Annotated in this window: 13 protein-coding genes; 4 read left to right on the top strand and 9 right to left on the bottom strand. The window is 70.6% G+C overall.

Features of this window, described 5'->3' with window-relative positions; all coding sequences use genetic code 11:
• Nucleotide 1 precedes the first annotated feature (1 nt).
• Both ABT127_RS17200 and ABT127_RS17205 read left to right on the top strand, forming a co-directional pair.
• Complete coding sequence (locus ABT127_RS17200) at nt 2-2464, top strand: McrB family protein (RefSeq protein WP_351450174.1); 2463 nt, start codon at nt 2-4, stop codon at nt 2462-2464.
• 2 nt (nt 2465-2466) lie between these two features.
• On the top strand, nt 2467-3753 hold the full coding sequence (locus ABT127_RS17205) for an McrC family protein (protein WP_351450177.1): 1287 nt from the start codon (nt 2467-2469) through the stop codon (nt 3751-3753).
• On the opposite strand, the gene ABT127_RS17210 is transcribed toward ABT127_RS17205, so the two are convergent.
• From ABT127_RS17210 to ABT127_RS17245, 8 genes are all read right to left on the bottom strand, one after another.
• Nucleotides 3750-5573, bottom strand: coding sequence for a chitinase (locus ABT127_RS17210; protein WP_351450179.1), 1824 nt, complete (start codon nt 5571-5573; stop codon nt 3750-3752). The two genes, ABT127_RS17205 and ABT127_RS17210, sit on opposite strands and share 4 nt — an antisense overlap.
• Nucleotides 5574-5690: 117 nt before the next feature.
• Complete coding sequence (locus ABT127_RS17215; protein ID WP_351450182.1) at nt 5691-6152, bottom strand: hypothetical protein; 462 nt, start codon at nt 6150-6152, stop codon at nt 5691-5693.
• Between the two features lie 416 nt (nt 6153-6568).
• Nucleotides 6569-7987 carry an NAD(P)/FAD-dependent oxidoreductase gene (locus ABT127_RS17220; RefSeq protein WP_351450184.1) on the bottom strand — a complete coding sequence of 473 codons (1419 nt, stop codon included), beginning with the start codon at nt 7985-7987 and terminating at the stop codon, nt 6569-6571.
• 39 nt (nt 7988-8026) lie between these two features.
• Nucleotides 8027-8824, bottom strand: coding sequence for an ABC transporter permease (locus tag ABT127_RS17225; RefSeq protein ID WP_351450187.1), 798 nt, complete (start codon nt 8822-8824; stop codon nt 8027-8029).
• A complete protein-coding gene (locus ABT127_RS17230) occupies nt 8824-9753 on the bottom strand; it encodes an ABC transporter permease (protein ID WP_351450189.1) in 930 nt (309 codons plus the stop codon). Before ABT127_RS17230 ends, ABT127_RS17225 begins: the two co-directional genes overlap by 1 nt.
• Nucleotides 9750-10922 (bottom strand): ABC transporter ATP-binding protein, encoded by a 1173-nt coding sequence (locus ABT127_RS17235; RefSeq protein ID WP_351450191.1) that lies wholly within the window; start codon nt 10920-10922, stop codon nt 9750-9752. The genes ABT127_RS17230 and ABT127_RS17235 overlap by 4 nt, the downstream gene beginning before the upstream one ends.
• A gap of 48 nt (nt 10923-10970) precedes the next feature.
• Entirely contained in the window at nt 10971-12236 is a 1266-nt protein-coding gene (locus ABT127_RS17240; RefSeq protein ID WP_351450193.1) for a polyamine ABC transporter substrate-binding protein, read from the bottom strand.
• Nucleotides 12237-12306: 70 nt separating this feature from the next.
• Nucleotides 12307-13848 carry a gamma-aminobutyraldehyde dehydrogenase gene (locus tag ABT127_RS17245; RefSeq protein ID WP_351450196.1) on the bottom strand — a complete coding sequence of 514 codons (1542 nt, stop codon included), beginning with the start codon at nt 13846-13848 and terminating at the stop codon, nt 12307-12309.
• A gap of 219 nt (nt 13849-14067) precedes the next feature.
• On the opposite strand from ABT127_RS17245, the gene ybiA reads away from it, so the two are divergent.
• Entirely contained in the window at nt 14068-14619 is a 552-nt protein-coding gene (gene ybiA, locus ABT127_RS17250) for a riboflavin biosynthesis intermediates N-glycosidase (protein WP_351450198.1), read from the top strand.
• A 13-nt stretch (nt 14620-14632) separates the two neighbouring features.
• On the opposite strand, the gene ABT127_RS17255 is transcribed toward ybiA, so the two are convergent.
• Nucleotides 14633-15277: a DUF4190 domain-containing protein gene (locus tag ABT127_RS17255; RefSeq protein WP_351450201.1), complete on the bottom strand. Its 645-nt coding sequence runs from the start codon at nt 15275-15277 to the stop codon at nt 14633-14635.
• Nucleotides 15278-15455: 178 nt separating this feature from the next.
• On the opposite strand from ABT127_RS17255, the gene ABT127_RS17260 reads away from it, so the two are divergent.
• Nucleotides 15456-16502, top strand: coding sequence for an adenosine deaminase (locus ABT127_RS17260; RefSeq protein ID WP_502971720.1), 1047 nt, complete (start codon nt 15456-15458; stop codon nt 16500-16502).
• Nucleotides 16503-16526 lie beyond the last annotated feature (24 nt).

Here is a 16526-nt window from a genome sequence, read left to right on the forward strand (position 1 = left end):
CATGGCGGACGGGCTGGAGCGGACGGTCGTGGCGTTCGAGGGCCGGGAGTACGCCCTCACCCCGTCGCCGGGCACGGTGATCCTGCCGCTGCACGGACAGAAGATCCACCACGACCCCGCGTGCCGGCATCTGACCGACGCGCACACCCTGCGCCGCGCACCCGATCCGGACGGGTTGCTCTGGCGGCGTCTGATCGACTCGGCGCCGACCGACGACATCGCGGGACGTGCCGCGTTCGCCAGAGAAGTGGGGCTTTCGAACGCTCAGGGGCGTCCGGTCACCGGTGTGTGCGGCTGCGTCCTCGAACCGGTCACCTCCGCACAGGCCGAGACCATGCGGCCGTGGCCGCTCGCCGACGCCCTCGCCACGTTCGACCGGGCCGGCCACGAGAAGACGCTGGCCGAGGCGGAGGAACAGGCGGCCGGGATCCGGGAGGCCTTCCCGCTCGCCGGGTGGCCCACCCTGTCGCTGGCGCGCTACGCGCTCGGGCAGGGCGACAGCGCCACCACCCGGCCTTACTGCTACCGCCTCGAGTTCGGCAGCAGCGCGGTCGGCAGCATCGCGGGCGGCTCGGCGATGAAGCACCTCGTCTTCCGTCGCAAGGACGGCAGTTGGTGGCACGATCCCCGGTACCCCGACGTCGAGACGGCGTGGCAGGCCGTGCGGTCCGGGATCGTCGAGGCGGTGGAGGCGGCCCGCGACGGGAGACTGTCCGACATCGACGCGATCGACGCGGTCCGCTCGGGTCCCTCCCTGATCGCCAAGACCCTGTCGGTGTACGTGCCGCAGTCCACGCTCCCGGTCCACGCGGGCGAGTCCGTGCGCCACTTCCTGCACCGGCTGACCGGGCGGCCCGCGCCGCGCCTGGAGCGGTTCGCACTCCAGGCGATGCTCAAGCAGGTGATCGACGCCGACGGGCGGTTCGCGGGCTGGCCGCCGCAGCTCGTGATGCGGTTCCTGTACTGGTGGGCGGATCCGAACCGGATCCAGCAGATCGTCAAGATCGCGGCGGGCCGGGACGGCGCGCTGTGGGAGCAGTGCCGCGCGGGCGGGTACATCGCGGTGGGCTGGGACGAGATCGGCGATCTGCGCGAGTTCGCCGACAAGGACGAGTACACGGCCGCGTTCCGCGAGGCCTTCAGCGCCCAGCACAACAACTTCCAGTCGAAGGTCTCCGCGAAGGCGAACGAGGTCTGGAAGCTGCTGAGTCTGCGCGCCGGTGACCTGGTCGTCGCCAACACGGGGGCCAGCCAGATCCTCGCCGTGGGCCGGGTCACCGACGAGGGCTACGCGTGGCGTCCCGAGCGGGCGGACCACCGGCACACCGTCTCCGTGGAGTGGGACGACGGCTACGAGGGCCGGCTCGCCGAACCGGAGCGTTCCTGGGCCACGGTAACGGTGAAGGACGTTCCCCCCGCCACCTGGAAACGGATCAAGGACCTGCGGCGGACGGAGACCCCGGAAGCGGCCGGGCAGTCCGAGGAAGCCCCCGTCCCACCGCTGGAACCCCTGCTGCGGCGCATCGCCGAGGGCCTCGACCGGCGCGGCCAGGTCGTCCTGTTCGGCCCGCCGGGCACCGGAAAGACGTACACCGCCCTGAACTACGCGGTGCGCGGACTCGGCGAGGTCAGCGGCCTCCCCGGCCTCGACCCGTACGCCGAGCCCGGCTCCCCCGGCTACGAGGCCGCTCTCGCCGCGCTGGTGGAGGCGGGCCTGCTGACCGTGGTCACCTTCCATCCCGGTTACGGCTACGAGGACTTCGTCGAGGGATTCCGGCCGATACCCGGAGCCGGAGGCACCGGACTCGCGCTCGACCGGGTCGACGGTGTCTTCAAGCGGGTCTGCCGGGCCGCGGCCAAGGATCCGGAGCGCCCGTACCTGATCGTCGTCGACGAACTGAACCGGGGCGATCTCCCCAAGATCCTGGGCGAGTTGATCACCCTGATCGAGCTCGACAAGCGGGGCCGCACGGTCACGCTGTCACTGAGCGGCGAGCGCTTCGCCGTCCCGCCGAACGTCCGGCTCGTCGGCACGATGAACACCGCCGACCGCTCCGTGCGGATGCTCGACGCCGCCGTCCGCCGCCGCTTCGCGTTCCTCGAACTCCTCCCCGACTCCACGCCACTGGAGGGCTGTTACGTCGGTCAGCTGCACCTCGCCGAGATGCTGGACGCCCTCAACGAGCGCATCCGCACCCGCCTCGACCGGGAGAAGCAGATCGGCCACGCCTACTTCCTGCCGGGCGGCACCCCGGTGGACACGGCGGCCGAACTCGCCGCGATCGTGCGCGGCGAGGTGCTGCCGCTGCTCCAGGAGTACGCGTACGACGATTACACACTGCTCGCCGCGTTCCTCGGCGAAGAGCTGGTGGACCGCGACAGCCACACCCTGCGCGAGGTCGAGGACGACAAGCTGATCGCCGCCCTCTACAAGGAGTTCCAGGTCAAGGACCAGGCGGAGTAGGCGTGCGCGTCCTTGCCCTGCGCGAGTACGAGAGCCGGGAGTTCGACGGGATCCGGCTCAGCGCCGCGGACCGGAGGGCGGTCGCCGACGAGCGGTTCGCACGCCGCCTGCGGGTGCGCGAACTGGTCGGCGGGCGGATCGAGGTGAGCGCGGGGCCGCACGTCGGCGTCGTGTCCCTGGACAGCTGCGAGATCCGCGTCGAGCCCAAGTACCTGGGCACCGGCCTGGACGTGCTGCGGATGCTGCACCACGCGGTCGGCACCGCCCCCGCGCCCCTGGCCGCGCGGCGCACCTTCACCGACGGCGCCCCGCATCTGCGGGACCTGGTGGCGCTGATGGTCACCGCGCACGCCGAGCGGCTGCTCGCGCGCGGGGTGCGTCGTGACTACGTGCGCCGCGAGGCGCCACTGCCCGCTGTCCGCGGGCGGCTCCTGCCGGACCGTCAGCTCCTGCACCACTACGGGCAACTGGACCGGCTGGCCTGTCGCTACGACGACTTCGACACCGACATCGTGGACAACCGGGTGTGCGCGGCCGCGACCGATCTCGCGGCCCGCACCACCTCGTCGCTCGCGGTCCGGGCGCGCGCCCGCCGGGTGGCGGGCCGCTTCGCGCAGTACGCGCCGACCCGTCCGGCCGACGCGCGCGCGGACCTGGCACGGCTGAGCTACCACCGGTACAACGAGCACTACCGCCCCGCCCACTTCTGGTCGGCGCTGCTGCTGACCGGCGGCGGCCTCGACGACCTCTTCGGCTCCGGGCCGCTGGCCGCGCGGGCTTTCCTGATCGACATGAACGAGCTGTTCGAACTGTTCGCGACCCGTCTGCTGGCCGAGGCCGCGACGGGCACGGGCCTCACGGTCGAGAGCCAGTCCCGGCACACCCACGTCCTGTGGAACGAGCGGACCGCCCGCCCCTACAGCGAGATACGCCCCGACATCCTGATCCGCGGCGGAACGGACGCGCTTCCCTTCGTGCGCCCGGTGGACGTCAAGTACAAGCTGTACGAGACCCGGAAGGTCTCGACCGCCGACCTGTACCAGGCCTTCCTGTACGCGCACGCCCTGGCCCGCGACCCCGGCGACGCCCCGCCCACCTGCGTGCTGCTGCACCCGGGCGGGGCGTCGGGAGACCGTGCGGCCGTGGCCGTGCGGCGCTGGGACGGAGCCGTGTCGGCGCGGGTGCGCCCGGTGCCGCTGGACCTGCCCGCGGCACTGGACGCACTCGACTCACCCCGGCGGGCGGAGTTCCTGGCCGGGCTGCTCGCCGAGACGACCCGGCGCGGCTAGCCGCCGAAGTACGCGTCGAAGTTCTTCTGAAACTCCCAGTTGTTGAAGCGGTCCCAGTTCACCGACCACGTCATCAGGCCGCGCAGCGTCGGCCACGTCCCGTGGGTCGTGTACGAGCCGCAGTTGGTCTTCTTCGTGAGGCAGTCCAGGGCCTTGTTCGTCTCGGCCGGGGCGACGTAGCCGTTGCCCGCGTTGGTCGAGGCGGGCATGCCGATGGCGACCTGGTCGGGGCGCAGCGGCGGGAAGACGTTGTTGGCGTCGCCCGCGACCGGGAAGCCCGTCAGGAGCATGTCGGTCATGGCGATGTGGAAGTCGGCGCCGCCCATGGAGTGGTACTGGTTGTCGAGGCCCATGATCGGGCCCGAGTTGTAGTCCTGGACGTGCAGCAGGCTCAGGTCGTCGCGCATGGCGTAGATGACCGGGAGGTAGGCGCCGCAGCGCGGGTCCTGGCCGCCCCACTTGCCGCTGCCGTAGAACTGGTAGCCGTTCTGGACGAAGAAGGTCTCCGGGGCCATGGTGAGGACGAACTTGTCGCCGTACTTGGCCTTGAGGGTCTTCAGCGCCGAGATCAGGTTGACGATCACGGGCGTGGTCGGGTTCTTGAAGTCCGTGTCGCCCGTGTTCAGGGACAGGGAGTGGCCCTCGAAGTCGATGTCGAGGCCGTCGAGGCCGTAGGTGTCGATGATCTTCGAGACGGACGAGACGAAGGTGTCACGGGCCGCCGTGGTGGTGAGCTGGACCTGGCCGTTCTGGCCGCCGATCGAGATGACCACCTTCTTGCCGGCCGCCTGCTTGGCCTTGATCGCGGCCTTGAAGTCGGCGTCCGACTCGACGTTCGGGCACTCGGTGACCGGGCAGCGGTTGAAGCGGATGTCGCCCGAGGTCACCGAGGTCGGTTCACCGAAGGCGAGGTCGATGACGTCCCAGCTGTCGGGGACGTCGGCGAGGCGCGTGTAGCCGGCGCCGTTGGCGAAGCTCGCGTGGAGGTAGCCGACGAGGGCGTGCGCGGGGAGACTGCCGGAGCCGCCGCCCGGGTTGCCGGTGCCCTGGGCCGTGGTCGCCGTGACGGCGGTCGACTTCGAGGACTCGCCCGCGTCGTTGAGCGCGGAGACCTGGAGGCTGTACGCGGTGGCGGGCGTGAGGCCGGTCAGGGTCGTCGAGGTGCCGGTCACGGTGCGGGACTTGGTGCCGTTGACGTAGACCGCGTAGCTCGTCGCGCCGGAGACGGCGGGCCAGGACAGGGCGAGGGACGTGGCGGTGACGGAGCCGGCCGTGACACCCGTCGGGGCGGCCGGGACGACGGGTGCCGCGCCGCCGGGGCCGATCAGGCTGATGTCGTCCGCGGTGTAGGCGGGGGTGCCGTACCAGCCGTGGGTGAAGAGCGTGACCTTGGTGGTGGACGGGCCGGTGGTGAAGGTCGTCGTCAGCTTCTGCCAGTCGGCCGCCGACTGGGTCCACGTCGAGACGTCCGTGGTGCCGGTGCCGGTCGCGCCGAGGTAGACGTAACTGCCGCGGACGTAGCCCGAGAGCGAGTACGTGGAGCCCGGCTTCACCGTCACGGTCTGCGTGCACTGGGCGTTGTCGCCCGCGGTCGGGGTCCCCTGGAGGGCCGAAGTGCCGCTGTGCGTCGGCGAGCTGACGATCTTTCCGGTGCCCGCCGAGCACGTCCAGCCGTCCAGGCCGGACTCGAAGCCGCCGTTGCGGGCCAGTTCGCTGTCGGCGGCGTGGGCGGGGGCGGTCAGCGCGGTGAGGCCGGCGGCGGCGAGCGCCGCCGCCGTCACGGCGGTCAGGAATCTGCGGGGTGGTCCGGTACGGGCCATGGCTGCCTCCGGGCGTGGCGGGGGAAGGGGCACGGTGGAGCGAAGTGCGCCCAACTTGGTCCAGACCAATTGAGTTGTCAAGAGTTCGCGGAACCCCGAGATCATCTTGTGCCCCGCCTACTCCCCCGACTCCCGGGCCAGTTGGGCAGCCGCCTCGTGCATCGCGAGTTCGAGCAGCGCCGGATCGGTGAGCGTGCCCTGGCCGTCCGGCGGCACCAGCCAGCGCACGCCGCCGGTGGCGCGGCCCGGGTAGGGGACCACGATCCAGGTGCCGTGACCCGCGCCCCGCACCCCCGTGCCGAGCCAGCGCGCGACCGTGCCCGCCGGGACGAAGAAGCCCATCCGGGCGTCGCCGAAGTCGGCGAGGACCGGGCCGGGGCGGTCGATGACACGGGTGAGGACGTCGAGCGTGGGATAGCCCAGCTCCCCCGGCAGGATCAGCACGTCCCACTCCTTGCCCGCGGGCAGCAGGGCCACCCCGAGCGGATTGCGCTCCCACTCCCAGCGGCACGCCTCCGGATCCGGCGCCACCGACACCAGCCACTCGACCGCCGACTTAGCCACGCCTGAGCCGGTCATGGCGGGACCTCCCTCTCGCTTCGATTCCGATGGTCACGAGCGAGAGCGGGCAGCGCCCCGCGCATTACGCGGGTTCGGCCGCTTTCCTGGAGTGAACCGGATCACACGTCTCATCAGGGCGTACGCCGGTTCACTGGTCTCCGGTCACGGAATCTCCCGGCAGGACGACGGACGACGCGGACGCGCGGCGGCAGATCCGGGCCGCGATCGACGGCGAGCCGAGGCTGCTCGAACCGGAGGTGCGCGCCTGCGAAGCGCGCGTCGTGCATCTGACGTACCACTCGGCCGATCGCGGGCGCCGGGTGCGGCGCAGCTCCGGGTGGCGCCGCCACCCGGAGGCCGGGTGGCGGCTGTACTTCCATCAGGGGACGCCCACCGAGGAGTGAGCGTCCGGGGCACCGGCCTCCGGGCCGGTCTCAGCTGTCGAAGCCGAGCCCCACCGCGTCCATCGCCTTCAGCCACAGGTTCCGGCGGCCGCCGTTGTCGTCGGCGCGGGCCAGCGACCACTTGGTCAGCGCGATGCCGGTGTACGCGAACGGCTCGGGTGGGAACGGCAGCGGCTTGGAGCGGACCATCTCGAGCTCCGTGCGCTCCGTGCGCTCCCCCGACAGCAGGTCGAGCATGACGTCCGCGCCGAAGCGGGTCGCGCCGACGCCGAGCCCGGTGTACCCGGCCGCGTACGCCACCTTGCCCGCGTGCGCGGTGCCGAAGAACGCCGAGAAGCGCGAGCAGGTGTCGATCGCGCCGCCCCACGCGTGCGTGAAGCGCGCGCCCTCCAGCTGCGGGAAGCAGGTGAAGAAGTGGCCGGCCAGCTTCGCGTACGTCTCCGGGCGGTGGTCGTGCTCGGCCCGGACCCGGCCCCCGTACGGGTAGATGGCGTCGTAGCCGCCCCACAGGATCCGGTTGTCGGCCGACAGGCGGAAGTAGTGGAACTGGTTGGCCGAGTCGCCGAGGCCCTGGCGGTTCTTCCAGCCGATCGAGGCCAGCTGGTCCGCGCTCAGCGGCTCGGTCATCAGCGCGTAGTCGTAGACCGGGACGGTGTACGCGCGTACCCGCTTGACCAGGGACGGGAAGACGTTCGTGCCGAGGGCCGCGTGCCGCGCGAAGACCCGGCCGTACGGGGTGCGCACCGCGACCCCGCCCGCGTTGGAGGCGAGCTGAGTGGCCGGCGTGTTCTCGTAGACGCGGACGCCGAGGTCGAGGCAGGCCTGCTTGAGGCCCCAGGCCAGCTTCGCCGGGTGGAGCATGGCGACGCCGTCGCGGTCGTACAGGGCGCCCTGGAAGGTTGGCGAGTTCACCTGCTCGCGGGTCTGCTCCGCGTCGAGGAGTTCCAGGCCGTCGGCGAGACCGGCCTCGGCCAGCTCCTCGTGGAACTCGCGCAGTTCGGTGACCTGGTGCGGCTGCGTCGCCACGTCGAGTTCGCCGGTGCGCTCGAAGTCGCAGTCGATGGAGTAGCGGGCGACCGCCGCCTCGATGGCGTCGAGGTTGGCGGCGCCCAGCTCCTCCAGCTTCTTGATCTCCTTGGGCCAGCGGGTCAGCCCGTTGGCCGTGCCGTGCGTGAGGGAGGCGGCGCAGAAGCCGCCGTTGCGCCCGGAGGCTGCCCAGCCGATCTCCCGGCCCTCGACGAGGACCACGTCCCGGCCCGGGTCGCGCTCCTTGGCGAGCAGGGCCGTCCACAGGCCGCTGTAGCCGCCGCCCACGACCAGCAGGTCGCAGTGCTCGTCGCCGGTGAGGGCGGGGCGGGCCTCGGGGCGGCCCGGGTCGTCGAGCCAGTAGGCGACCGGCTTGGCGTCGGCCAGTGATTGGGTCCAGCGATTCATGGCACCAGCGGCCATGATTCCAACTCCCTCAGAAATTTCGAGAGGACCTGTGGTTCAGGAGCTCTTGTTCTTTCGCCTGCCGACCATCATTCCGGCAAGCACACACAGTACGGCGACCAGGAACATGGCCGTACCGATGACATTGATCTGAACGGGTGTGCCGCGCTGCGCCGATCCCCAGACGAACATGGGGAAGGTCACGGTCGAGCCCGCGTTGAAATTCGTGATGATGAAATCGTCGAAGGAGAGCGCGAAGGCGAGCAGGGCGCCCGCCGCGATCCCGGGTGCGGCGATGGGCAGCGTCACCCGGAGGAACGTCTGCACCGGACCGGCGTACAGGTCCTGCGCGGCCTGTTCCAGGCGCGGGTCCATCGACATCACGCGTGCCTTGACGGCCGTCACCACGAAGCTCAGGCAGAACATGATGTGGGCGATCAGGATCGTCCAGAAGCCCAGCTGAGCGCCCATGTTGAGGAAGAGCGTGAGCAGCGAGGCCGCCATCACGACCTCGGGCATCGCCATCGGCAGGAAGATCAGCGAGTTCACCGCGCCGCGCGCCCGGAAGCGGTAGCGCACCAGGGCGAAGGCGATCATCGTGCCGAGCGCGGTCGCGCCGAGCGTGGCCCAGAAGGCGATCTGGAGGCTCAGCGAGAGCGAGCCGCACATGTCGGCGACCCCGCACGGATTCTTCCAGGCGTCGAGCGAGAATTCCTGCCACTCGTAATTGAAGCGGCCCTTCGGCTTGTTGAAGGAGAAGAGCGTGACGACGACGTTCGGCAGGAGGAGATAGGCGAGCGTGAAGAGGCCCGCGAGCACCACCAGATTGCGGCGTATCCAGCGCACGAAGGGCATCAGACCAGGTCCTCCGTTCCGGAACGGCGAATGTAGAAGGTGACCATGAACAGAATGGCCGCCATGAGGATGAAGGAGAGCGCCGCCGCCGTCGGATAGTCGAGGATGCGCAGGAACTGGGTCTGGATGACGTTGCCGACCATCCGGGTGTCGGTGGAGCCGAGCAGGTCCGCGTTGACGTAGTCGCCGGTCGCCGGGATGAAGGTGAGCAGCGTGCCGGAGACGACACCCGGCATCGACAGCGGGAAGGTCACCTTGCGGAACGTGGTGATCGGCGACGCGTACAGGTCGCCCGCCGCCTCGTGCAGCCGGCCGTCGATCCGCTCCAGCGAGGTGTAGAGCGGCAGGACCATGAACGGCAGGAAGTTGTACGTGAGTCCGCAGACGACCGCGAGCGGGGTGGCGAGGACCCGGTCGCCGTCGGTCATGCCGAGCCAGGCGGTGACGTCGAGCAGGTGCAGCGAGTTGAGCGTGCTCACGACGACGCCGTTGTCCGCGAGGATCGTCTTCCAGGCGAGCGTGCGGATCAGGAAGCTGGTGAAGAACGGCGCGATGACCAGGACCATGATCACGTTGCGCCAGCGGCCCGCGCGGAACGCGATCAGATAGGCCAGCGGGTAGCCGAGCAGCAGACACAGGACGGTGGCGAGGCCCGCGTACAGCACGGACCGCAGGAACTGCGGCCAGTACTCGGACAGCGCGTCCCAATAGGTGGCGAAGTGCCAGGTGACGGTGTAGCCGTCCTCCAGCGACCCCTGCTGTACGGAGGTGGAGGCCTGGTAGATCATCGGCAGCGCGAAGAAGACGATCAGCCAGAGCATGCCGGGCAGCAGCAGCCAGTACGGGACGAGACGGCCGCGCCGCTTCGGCTTGCGGGGAGCCGGTGTTTCGGACGGCGTCTCGGGCGCCTCGGTGAGAGTGGTGCTCATGCCGCCGCGTCCTCCGAGACCTTCTCCACGCCCGCCTCGGCGTCCTGGTCCGCGTCCAGACCGAACGTGTGCGCGGGGTTCCAGTGCAGGACGACCTCGGCGCCGGGCACGAGCCGGGCGTCCCGCTCGATGTTCTGGGCGTAGACCTCGAACGCGTCGCAGAGCGGGCTGTCGACGACGTACTGCGTGGAGACGCCGATGAACGACGAGTCGGCGATCCGGCCGGTGATGCGGTTGCGGCCGTCGGGGATCCGAGAGGCGTCGTCGGCGTGGGTGAGGGAGATCTTCTCGGGGCGCACGCCGAGCAGGACCTTCTCGCCGGTGGCGGTGGAGGCGGTGGAACATCGGGCGCTGGGCAGCACCAGCTTGCCGTCGCCGGCCCGCAGGGTGAGGTCGTCGCCGGCCCGGCCCGCGATCTCGGCCTCGATGAAGTTCGAGGTGCCGAGGAAGTTGGCGACGAAGGTGGAGCCCGGGTTCTCGTACAGGTCGGTGGGGGCGCCGAGCTGTTCGACGCGGCCGGCGTTCATCACGGCGACGGTGTCGGCCATGGTCATGGCCTCCTCCTGGTCGTGCGTGACGTGGATGAAGGTGATGCCGACCTCGGTCTGGATGCGCTTGAGCTCCAGCTGCATCTGGCGGCGCAGCTTGAGGTCGAGGGCGCCGAGCGGCTCGTCGAGCAGCAGCACCTTGGGGTGGTTGATGAGGGCGCGGGCGACGGCGACGCGCTGCTGCTGGCCGCCGGAGAGCTGGTGCGGCTTCTTGCGCTTGTGCTCGCCGAGCTGCACCAGGTCGAGCATGTCCTCGACCTGCTTCTTGACCGACTTGATGCCGCGGCGGCGCAGACCGAAGGCGACGTTCTCGAAGATGTCGAGGTGCGGGAAGAGCGCGTACGACTGGAAGACGGTGTTCACCGGGCGCTTGTAGGGCGGCAGTCCGGTGACGTCCTGGTCGCCGAGCATCACGGTGCCGGTGGTCGGCTCCTCCAGGCCCGCGATCATGCGCAGCGTCGTGGTCTTGCCGCAGCCGGAGGCGCCGAGGAGGGCGAAGAAGGAGCCCTGCGGGACGGTGAGGTCGAGCGGCTGGACGGCCGTGAAGCCGTTGTCGTACGTCTTGCTGATGCCGGTGAGACGTACGTCGCCGCCGTGGTCGCTCTGAGGGTGCGTCGTCATGGTGAGTCCAAGGAGTCCGGGGGAAGGGGGTGGGCAGCGGGCACCGGGTCAGCCGCCGGTGAGCTGGGCGAACTTCTGCTCGTACGACGTCTCTTCCTTGGCGCTGAGCGACCGGAAGCCGTGCGCCTTGGCCGACATGGCCTTGTCGGGGACGATCAGCGGGTCGGCGGCCGCGTCCTTGTCCAGCTTGGCCAGCTCCGCCTTGACGACGGTGCTCTCCAGCGGGGTGACGTAGTTGATCGCGTCGGCGAGCTCGGCTCCGACGGCCGGCTCGTAGAAGTAGTCCATGAGCTTCTCGGCGTTCGTCTTGTGACGCGCCTTGTTGGGGATCAGCATGTTGTCGGTCGACGTGATGTAGCCGGCGTCCGGTATCGCGAACCGTACGTCGGGGTTGTCGGCCTGGAGCTGGACGACGTCACCGGCCCAGGCCAGACAGGCGGCGAGGTCGCCCTGGTTGAGGTCGGCGATGTAGTCGTTGCCGGTGAAGCGGCGGACCTGCTTGTTGTCGACGGCCTTCTGGATGCGGGCGACGGCCGCGTCGAAGTCGTCGGTCCTGAAGTCGCGCGGGTCCTTGCCCATGTCCAGGAGCGTCATGCCGATGGTGTCGCGCATCTCGGAGAGCAGGCCGACCTTGCCCTTGAGCTTGGGGTCGTCCAGGAGCTGCGAGACGGAGGTGATCTCCTTGCCGCCGGTGGCCTTCACGTTGTACGCGATGACCGTGGCGATGCCCTGCCAGGGGTAGGAGTAGGCGCGCCCGGGGTCCCAGTCGGGGTCGCGGAACTGGGTGGCCAGGTTGGTGAACGCGTGCGGCAGGTTCGCCGCGTCGAGCTTCTGCACCCAGCCGTAGCGGATGAGGCGGGCGGCGAGCCAGTCCGTGAGGACGATGATGTCGCGTCCGGTGTCCTGGCCCGCCGCGAGCTGCGGCTTGATCTTCCCGAAGAACTCGACGTTGTCGTTGATGTCCTCGGTGTACTTCACCTTGATCCCGGTGCGCCGCGCGAAGGCGTCCAGGCTGGGGTGGTGCTTCTTGTCCTTGCTGAGGTCGATGTACTCGGTCCAGTTGGAGAAGTTGACCGTCTTCTCCTTGGCCGAGTGGTCCTCGGACGAGACGCCGCCCGAGGACTTGCTCGCGGCGGGGATGCCACAGGCGCTGAGCGCGCCGAGCCCGGCGACGGCGAACGCGCCGCCCGCCGAGGCGCGCAGCAGGGAGCGGCGCGACGTCCACGCCGACGCCGCGGCCCTGCCGTGGTGGAAACTGCGCCTCATCGCGGCCAGCTGGGCCGGGGACGGGCGGTCGGGCTCGTACTGCTCCATGCGCGTGGTTGCCCTTTCGGGAGTCCCTTGCGGGAAGGTGGAGTAGGCCGCGGGTCAGGCGGCCAGGTGGCTATCGGTCCCCGAAGACGGTGCGGTGCCAGTCCTTGCGGACCACCGCGGTGTTGTCGAACATGACGTGCTTGAGCTGCGTGTACTCCTCGAAGGAGTAGGCGGACATGTCCTTGCCGAAGCCGGATGCCTTGTAGCCGCCGTGGGGCATCTCGCTGAGGATCGGGATGTGGTCGTTGACCCAGACACAGCCGGCCTTGATCTCGCGGGTGGCGCGGTTGGCCCGGAAGACGTTGGTCGACCAGGCGGAGGCGGCGAGCCCGTACGGGGTGTCGTTGGCCAGCGCGATGCCCTCGTCGTCGCTGTCGAAGGGCAGCACGACCAGGACCGGCCCGAAGATCTCCGACTGGACGATCTCGCTGTCCTGCGGGGCATCGGCGATGAGGGTCGGCTTGTAGTAGGCGCCCGGGTGGTCGGGGGCCTCGCCGCCGGTGACCACGCGCGCGTAGGCGCGCGCCCGGTCGACGAACCCGGCGACGCGGTCGCGGTGGACGTGCGAGATGAGCGGCCCGAGGTCGGTGTCCTCGGCGAAGGGGTCGCCGAGCCGGACGGTCTCCATCAGGGCGGCGGTCTTCTCGACGAACGCGTCGTAGAGCGGGCGCTGCACGTACGCGCGCGTGGCGGCGGTGCAGTCCTGCCCGGTGTTGATGAGCGCTCCGGCGACGGCGCCGTGCGCGGCCGCGTCGAGGTCGGCGTCGTCGAACACGAGGAACGGGGCCTTGCCGCCCAGCTCCAGGTGGAGCCGCTTGACGGTCGCGGTGGCGATCTCGGCGACGCGCTTGCCGACGCCGGTCGAGCCGGTGAAGGAGGTCATGGCGACGTCGGGGTGGCCGACCAGGTGCTCGCCCGCGTCCCGGCCCGCGCCGGTGACGACGTTGACGACGCCCTCGGGCAGCCCGGCCGCGACGGCGGCCTCGGCGAACAGCAGCGAGGTGAAGGGGGTCAGCTCGGCGGGCTTGAGCACGATGGTGTTGCCCGCGGCGATGGCCGGCAGGACCTTCCACGCGGCCATCTGCAGCGGGTAGTTCCAGGGCGCGATGGAGCCGACGACACCGATCGGCTCACGCCGTACGTAGGAGGTGTGGTCGCCGCTGTACTCCCCCGCGGACTGGCCCTGGAGATGGCGGGCGGCGCCCGCGAAGAACGCGGTGTTGTCGACGGTGCCCGGCACGTCGAACTCACGGCTCAGCTTGATCGGCTTGCCGCACTGCAGCGACTCGAACCGGGCGAACTCCTCGGCCCACTCGTCGAGCACGGCCGCGAACCGGTGCATCGCGTCGGACCGCTCGCCCGGGGTCAGGCCCGACCAGCCGGGGAAGGCCGCGCGGGCGGCGGCGACGGCGGCGTCCACGTCGTCCGTTCCCGCCAGCTCGTACGTGTAGACCTCCGTGCCGGTGGCCGGGTCGACGACCGCGTGGGTGCGGCCGGAGGTGCCCTTGGTGAGGCGGCCCGCGATGTGGTTCGCGCCGTCGGCGAATCGTTCTTGTACGGAGGTGGTGACGGACGTGGCCGAGAGGGGGTTGGCCGAGGTGGGGTTGTGCATGAGTGCTCGCTCTCGCTCTCCTCCGCCGGTGGTTCCCGTCCCGCGGGCACCGGCGTGGCTCCAGCTCGATTTGAGTGCCGATCCTGACAGAGCCCTACTACTCCAACAAGTGATTCCGTTGTTGCCTTTTGGTTACGCGACGGAATCTGTCGACCAGGTGTCGAGTCAGCCTGGAAAACCCAGGACGGAGTGTCAGTGGTGCGTGCCAAACTCCCGTGTATGGAGATCGACAGCAGGGAATCGCTGGTGGCGGCCCTGGGGGTGGGGACCCTAGTGAAGTACCTCCCCTTCTGGGGACACGCCCCGCGGGCGGACGGGGAGCTGGGGGCGAGCTGCCTCAGTCAGTGGTGGCCGTCGCCGTTCACGGTGGACGACGTGGAGTACGCGACGGCCGAGCACTGGATGATGGCCGCGAAGGCCCGGCTGTTCGGTGACGCCGAGGCGGAGCGGCACGCGCTGGAGGCCGGGCACCCCGCGCAGGCCAAGAAGGCGGGGCGCCTGGTGCGCGGGTTCGACGAGGCGGTGTGGCAGCGCGAGCGGTTCGGCATCGTCACCGAGGGCAGCGTGCACAAGTTCGCCTCGGACCCGGCGCTGCGGGCGTTCCTGCTGGGCACCGGTGACCGGGTCCTGGTCGAGGCCAGCCCCGTGGACCGGGTGTGGGGCATCGGGCTCGCGGCGGACGATCCCGGGGCGCTCGACCCGAGGAGATGGCGGGGGCCGAATCTGCTGGGCTTCGCGCTGATGGCGGCGCGGGAGCGGTTGCGGGGCTGACCTCGCCGGTCGCCTAAAAAGTGGCGACGATCAGCACGACGAAGCCGACGGCCAGAGCCGCCCCGGCCGAGCCGCAGATGATGCCGGTGAGCGCCTGCCCCGGGTTGGTGGCCTGGCCTCGCCTGGCCTTTCCGCGGCCGATGGCTCCGAAGATGATGCCGAGGACTCCGCAGACGATGGCGACGGGCCACATCAGGAACAGCACGTCCGAGATGATGCCGAGGACCATCGCGGCGACCCCGAGCCCGTTGCTCGGCTGCGCGGGCATCGCGCCCGGCCAGTACGCGTAGCCCTGGGCACCGCCGTACGGGGCGGGGGCCTGCGGTGCCGGGTGGCCGTACTGGGGGCCCGGGTAGCCGTACTGCGGCCCCGGGTAGCCGTACTGCGGGCCCGCCTGCTGGGTGTCGTAGAGCGGCCGGCCCGGACCCTCGGGCGAGATCGGGGGCGGCGGCACCGGGCTGTGGTCCTGCGGTGCGGGCGGGGGTGCGTACGGTGCCGGGCCGGGCTGCGGCGGTGCCTGCGGTCCGGGGACGAACGGCATCGCCGTCACGGTCTGCCGGTCGTGCAGATCCGGCGTCGCGTCCCCGGCCTTGGCGAGGGACACGTCCTGCGGCGGGGCCCAGGGGTCGCGGTCCTGCGGTGTGCTGCCGCCGGTCATGTACGGCCCCCTCCGTGATCTGCTGCGCGTCCCGGCCCATGGTAGGGCGTTCCCCGCCCCCGGGGTCGGGCAGGTTCCCGCCCCCGCTCCGGGAGGCCCGGCCGTCGGCGCCGGGCCGTCCGCATACGATGCCCAGGACCCCGATCAGCCGATCACCCAAGTTCCTGGGGAGGAATCCGTGAGCTCCGTGAGCAAGAATCTGCAGACCTTCGTCGCCGGACTGCCGAAGGCAGAACTCCACGTCCACCACGTGGGATCGGCCTCCCCCAGGATCGTGTCGGAGCTGGCCGCACGGCACCCCGACTCGAAGGTCCCGGCGGACCTCGAACGGCTCACGGAGTTCTTCACCTTCAAGGACTTCGCCCACTTCATCCAGGTCTACCTGTCGGTCGTCGACCTGATCCGCACGCCGGAGGACGTCCGGCTGCTCACGTTCGAGGTGGCCCGTGACATGGCCCGGCAGAACGTGCGGTACGCGGAGCTGACCATCACCCCGTTCTCGTCGACCCGGCGCGGCATCGACGCCCGCGCGTTCATGGACGCGATCGAGGACGCCCGCAAGGCGGCCGAGGCCGAGTTCGGCACCGTGCTGCGCTGGTGCTTCGACATCCCCGGTGAGGCGGGCCTGGAGTCGGCCGAGGAGACGGTGCGGCTGGCGACGGACGACCGGCTGCGTCCGGAGGGGCTGGTCTCGTTCGGCCTCGGCGGACCCGAGATCGGCGTCCCGCGCCCGCAGTTCAAGCCGTACTTCGACCGGGCGATCGCGGCCGGCCTGCACTCGGTCCCGCACTCCGGCGAGACGACGGGCCCGGAGTCGGTCTGGGACGCCCTGACCGAACTGCGCGCCGAGCGCATCGGCCACGGCACGTCCGCCGCGCGGGACCCGAAGCTGCTCGCCCACCTCGCCGAGCACGGCATCCCGCTGGAGGTCTGCCCGACCTCCAACATCGCGACGCGCGCCGTGCGCACCCTCGACGAGCACCCGCTGAAGCAGTTCGTCGACGCGGGCGTGACCGTCACCATCAACTCGGACGACCCGCCGATGTTCGCCACGGACCTCAACCACGAGTACGAGGTCGCCGCCCGCCTCCTCGGCCTCGACGAGCGGGGTGTCGCCGACCTCGCCAAGAACGCGGTGCGCGCCTCGTTCCTCGACCCGGCGGGCAAGGCCCGGATCGCCGACGAGATCGACGCGTACACGCGCGACTGGCTCGCGGGCGCGTAGGACGACCTCCCGGGACGCCAGAAT

Source organism: Streptomyces sp. NPDC001904, from assembly GCF_040297005.1.
GTDB lineage: Bacteria > Actinomycetota > Actinomycetes > Streptomycetales > Streptomycetaceae > Streptomyces.

Coding starts and splice junctions, on each gene's coding strand:
- ABT127_RS17200 (WP_351450174.1), top strand. CDS start 2: ATGGCGGACGGGCTGGAGCGGACGGTCGTGGCGTTCGAGGGCCGGGAG.
- ABT127_RS17210 (WP_351450179.1), bottom strand. CDS start 5,573: ATGGCCCGTACCGGACCACCCCGCAGATTCCTGACCGCCGTGACGGCG.
- ABT127_RS17215 (WP_351450182.1), bottom strand. CDS start 6,152: ATGACCGGCTCAGGCGTGGCTAAGTCGGCGGTCGAGTGGCTGGTGTCG.
- ABT127_RS17220 (WP_351450184.1), bottom strand. CDS start 7,987: ATGGCCGCTGGTGCCATGAATCGCTGGACCCAATCACTGGCCGACGCC.
- ABT127_RS17225 (WP_351450187.1), bottom strand. CDS start 8,824: ATGCCCTTCGTGCGCTGGATACGCCGCAATCTGGTGGTGCTCGCGGGC.
- ABT127_RS17230 (WP_351450189.1), bottom strand. CDS start 9,753: ATGAGCACCACTCTCACCGAGGCGCCCGAGACGCCGTCCGAAACACCG.
- ABT127_RS17235 (WP_351450191.1), bottom strand. CDS start 10,922: ATGACGACGCACCCTCAGAGCGACCACGGCGGCGACGTACGTCTCACC.
- ABT127_RS17240 (WP_351450193.1), bottom strand. CDS start 12,236: ATGGAGCAGTACGAGCCCGACCGCCCGTCCCCGGCCCAGCTGGCCGCG.
- ABT127_RS17245 (WP_351450196.1), bottom strand. CDS start 13,848: ATGCACAACCCCACCTCGGCCAACCCCCTCTCGGCCACGTCCGTCACC.
- ybiA (WP_351450198.1), top strand. CDS start 14,068: ATGGAGATCGACAGCAGGGAATCGCTGGTGGCGGCCCTGGGGGTGGGG.
- ABT127_RS17255 (WP_351450201.1), bottom strand. CDS start 15,277: ATGACCGGCGGCAGCACACCGCAGGACCGCGACCCCTGGGCCCCGCCG.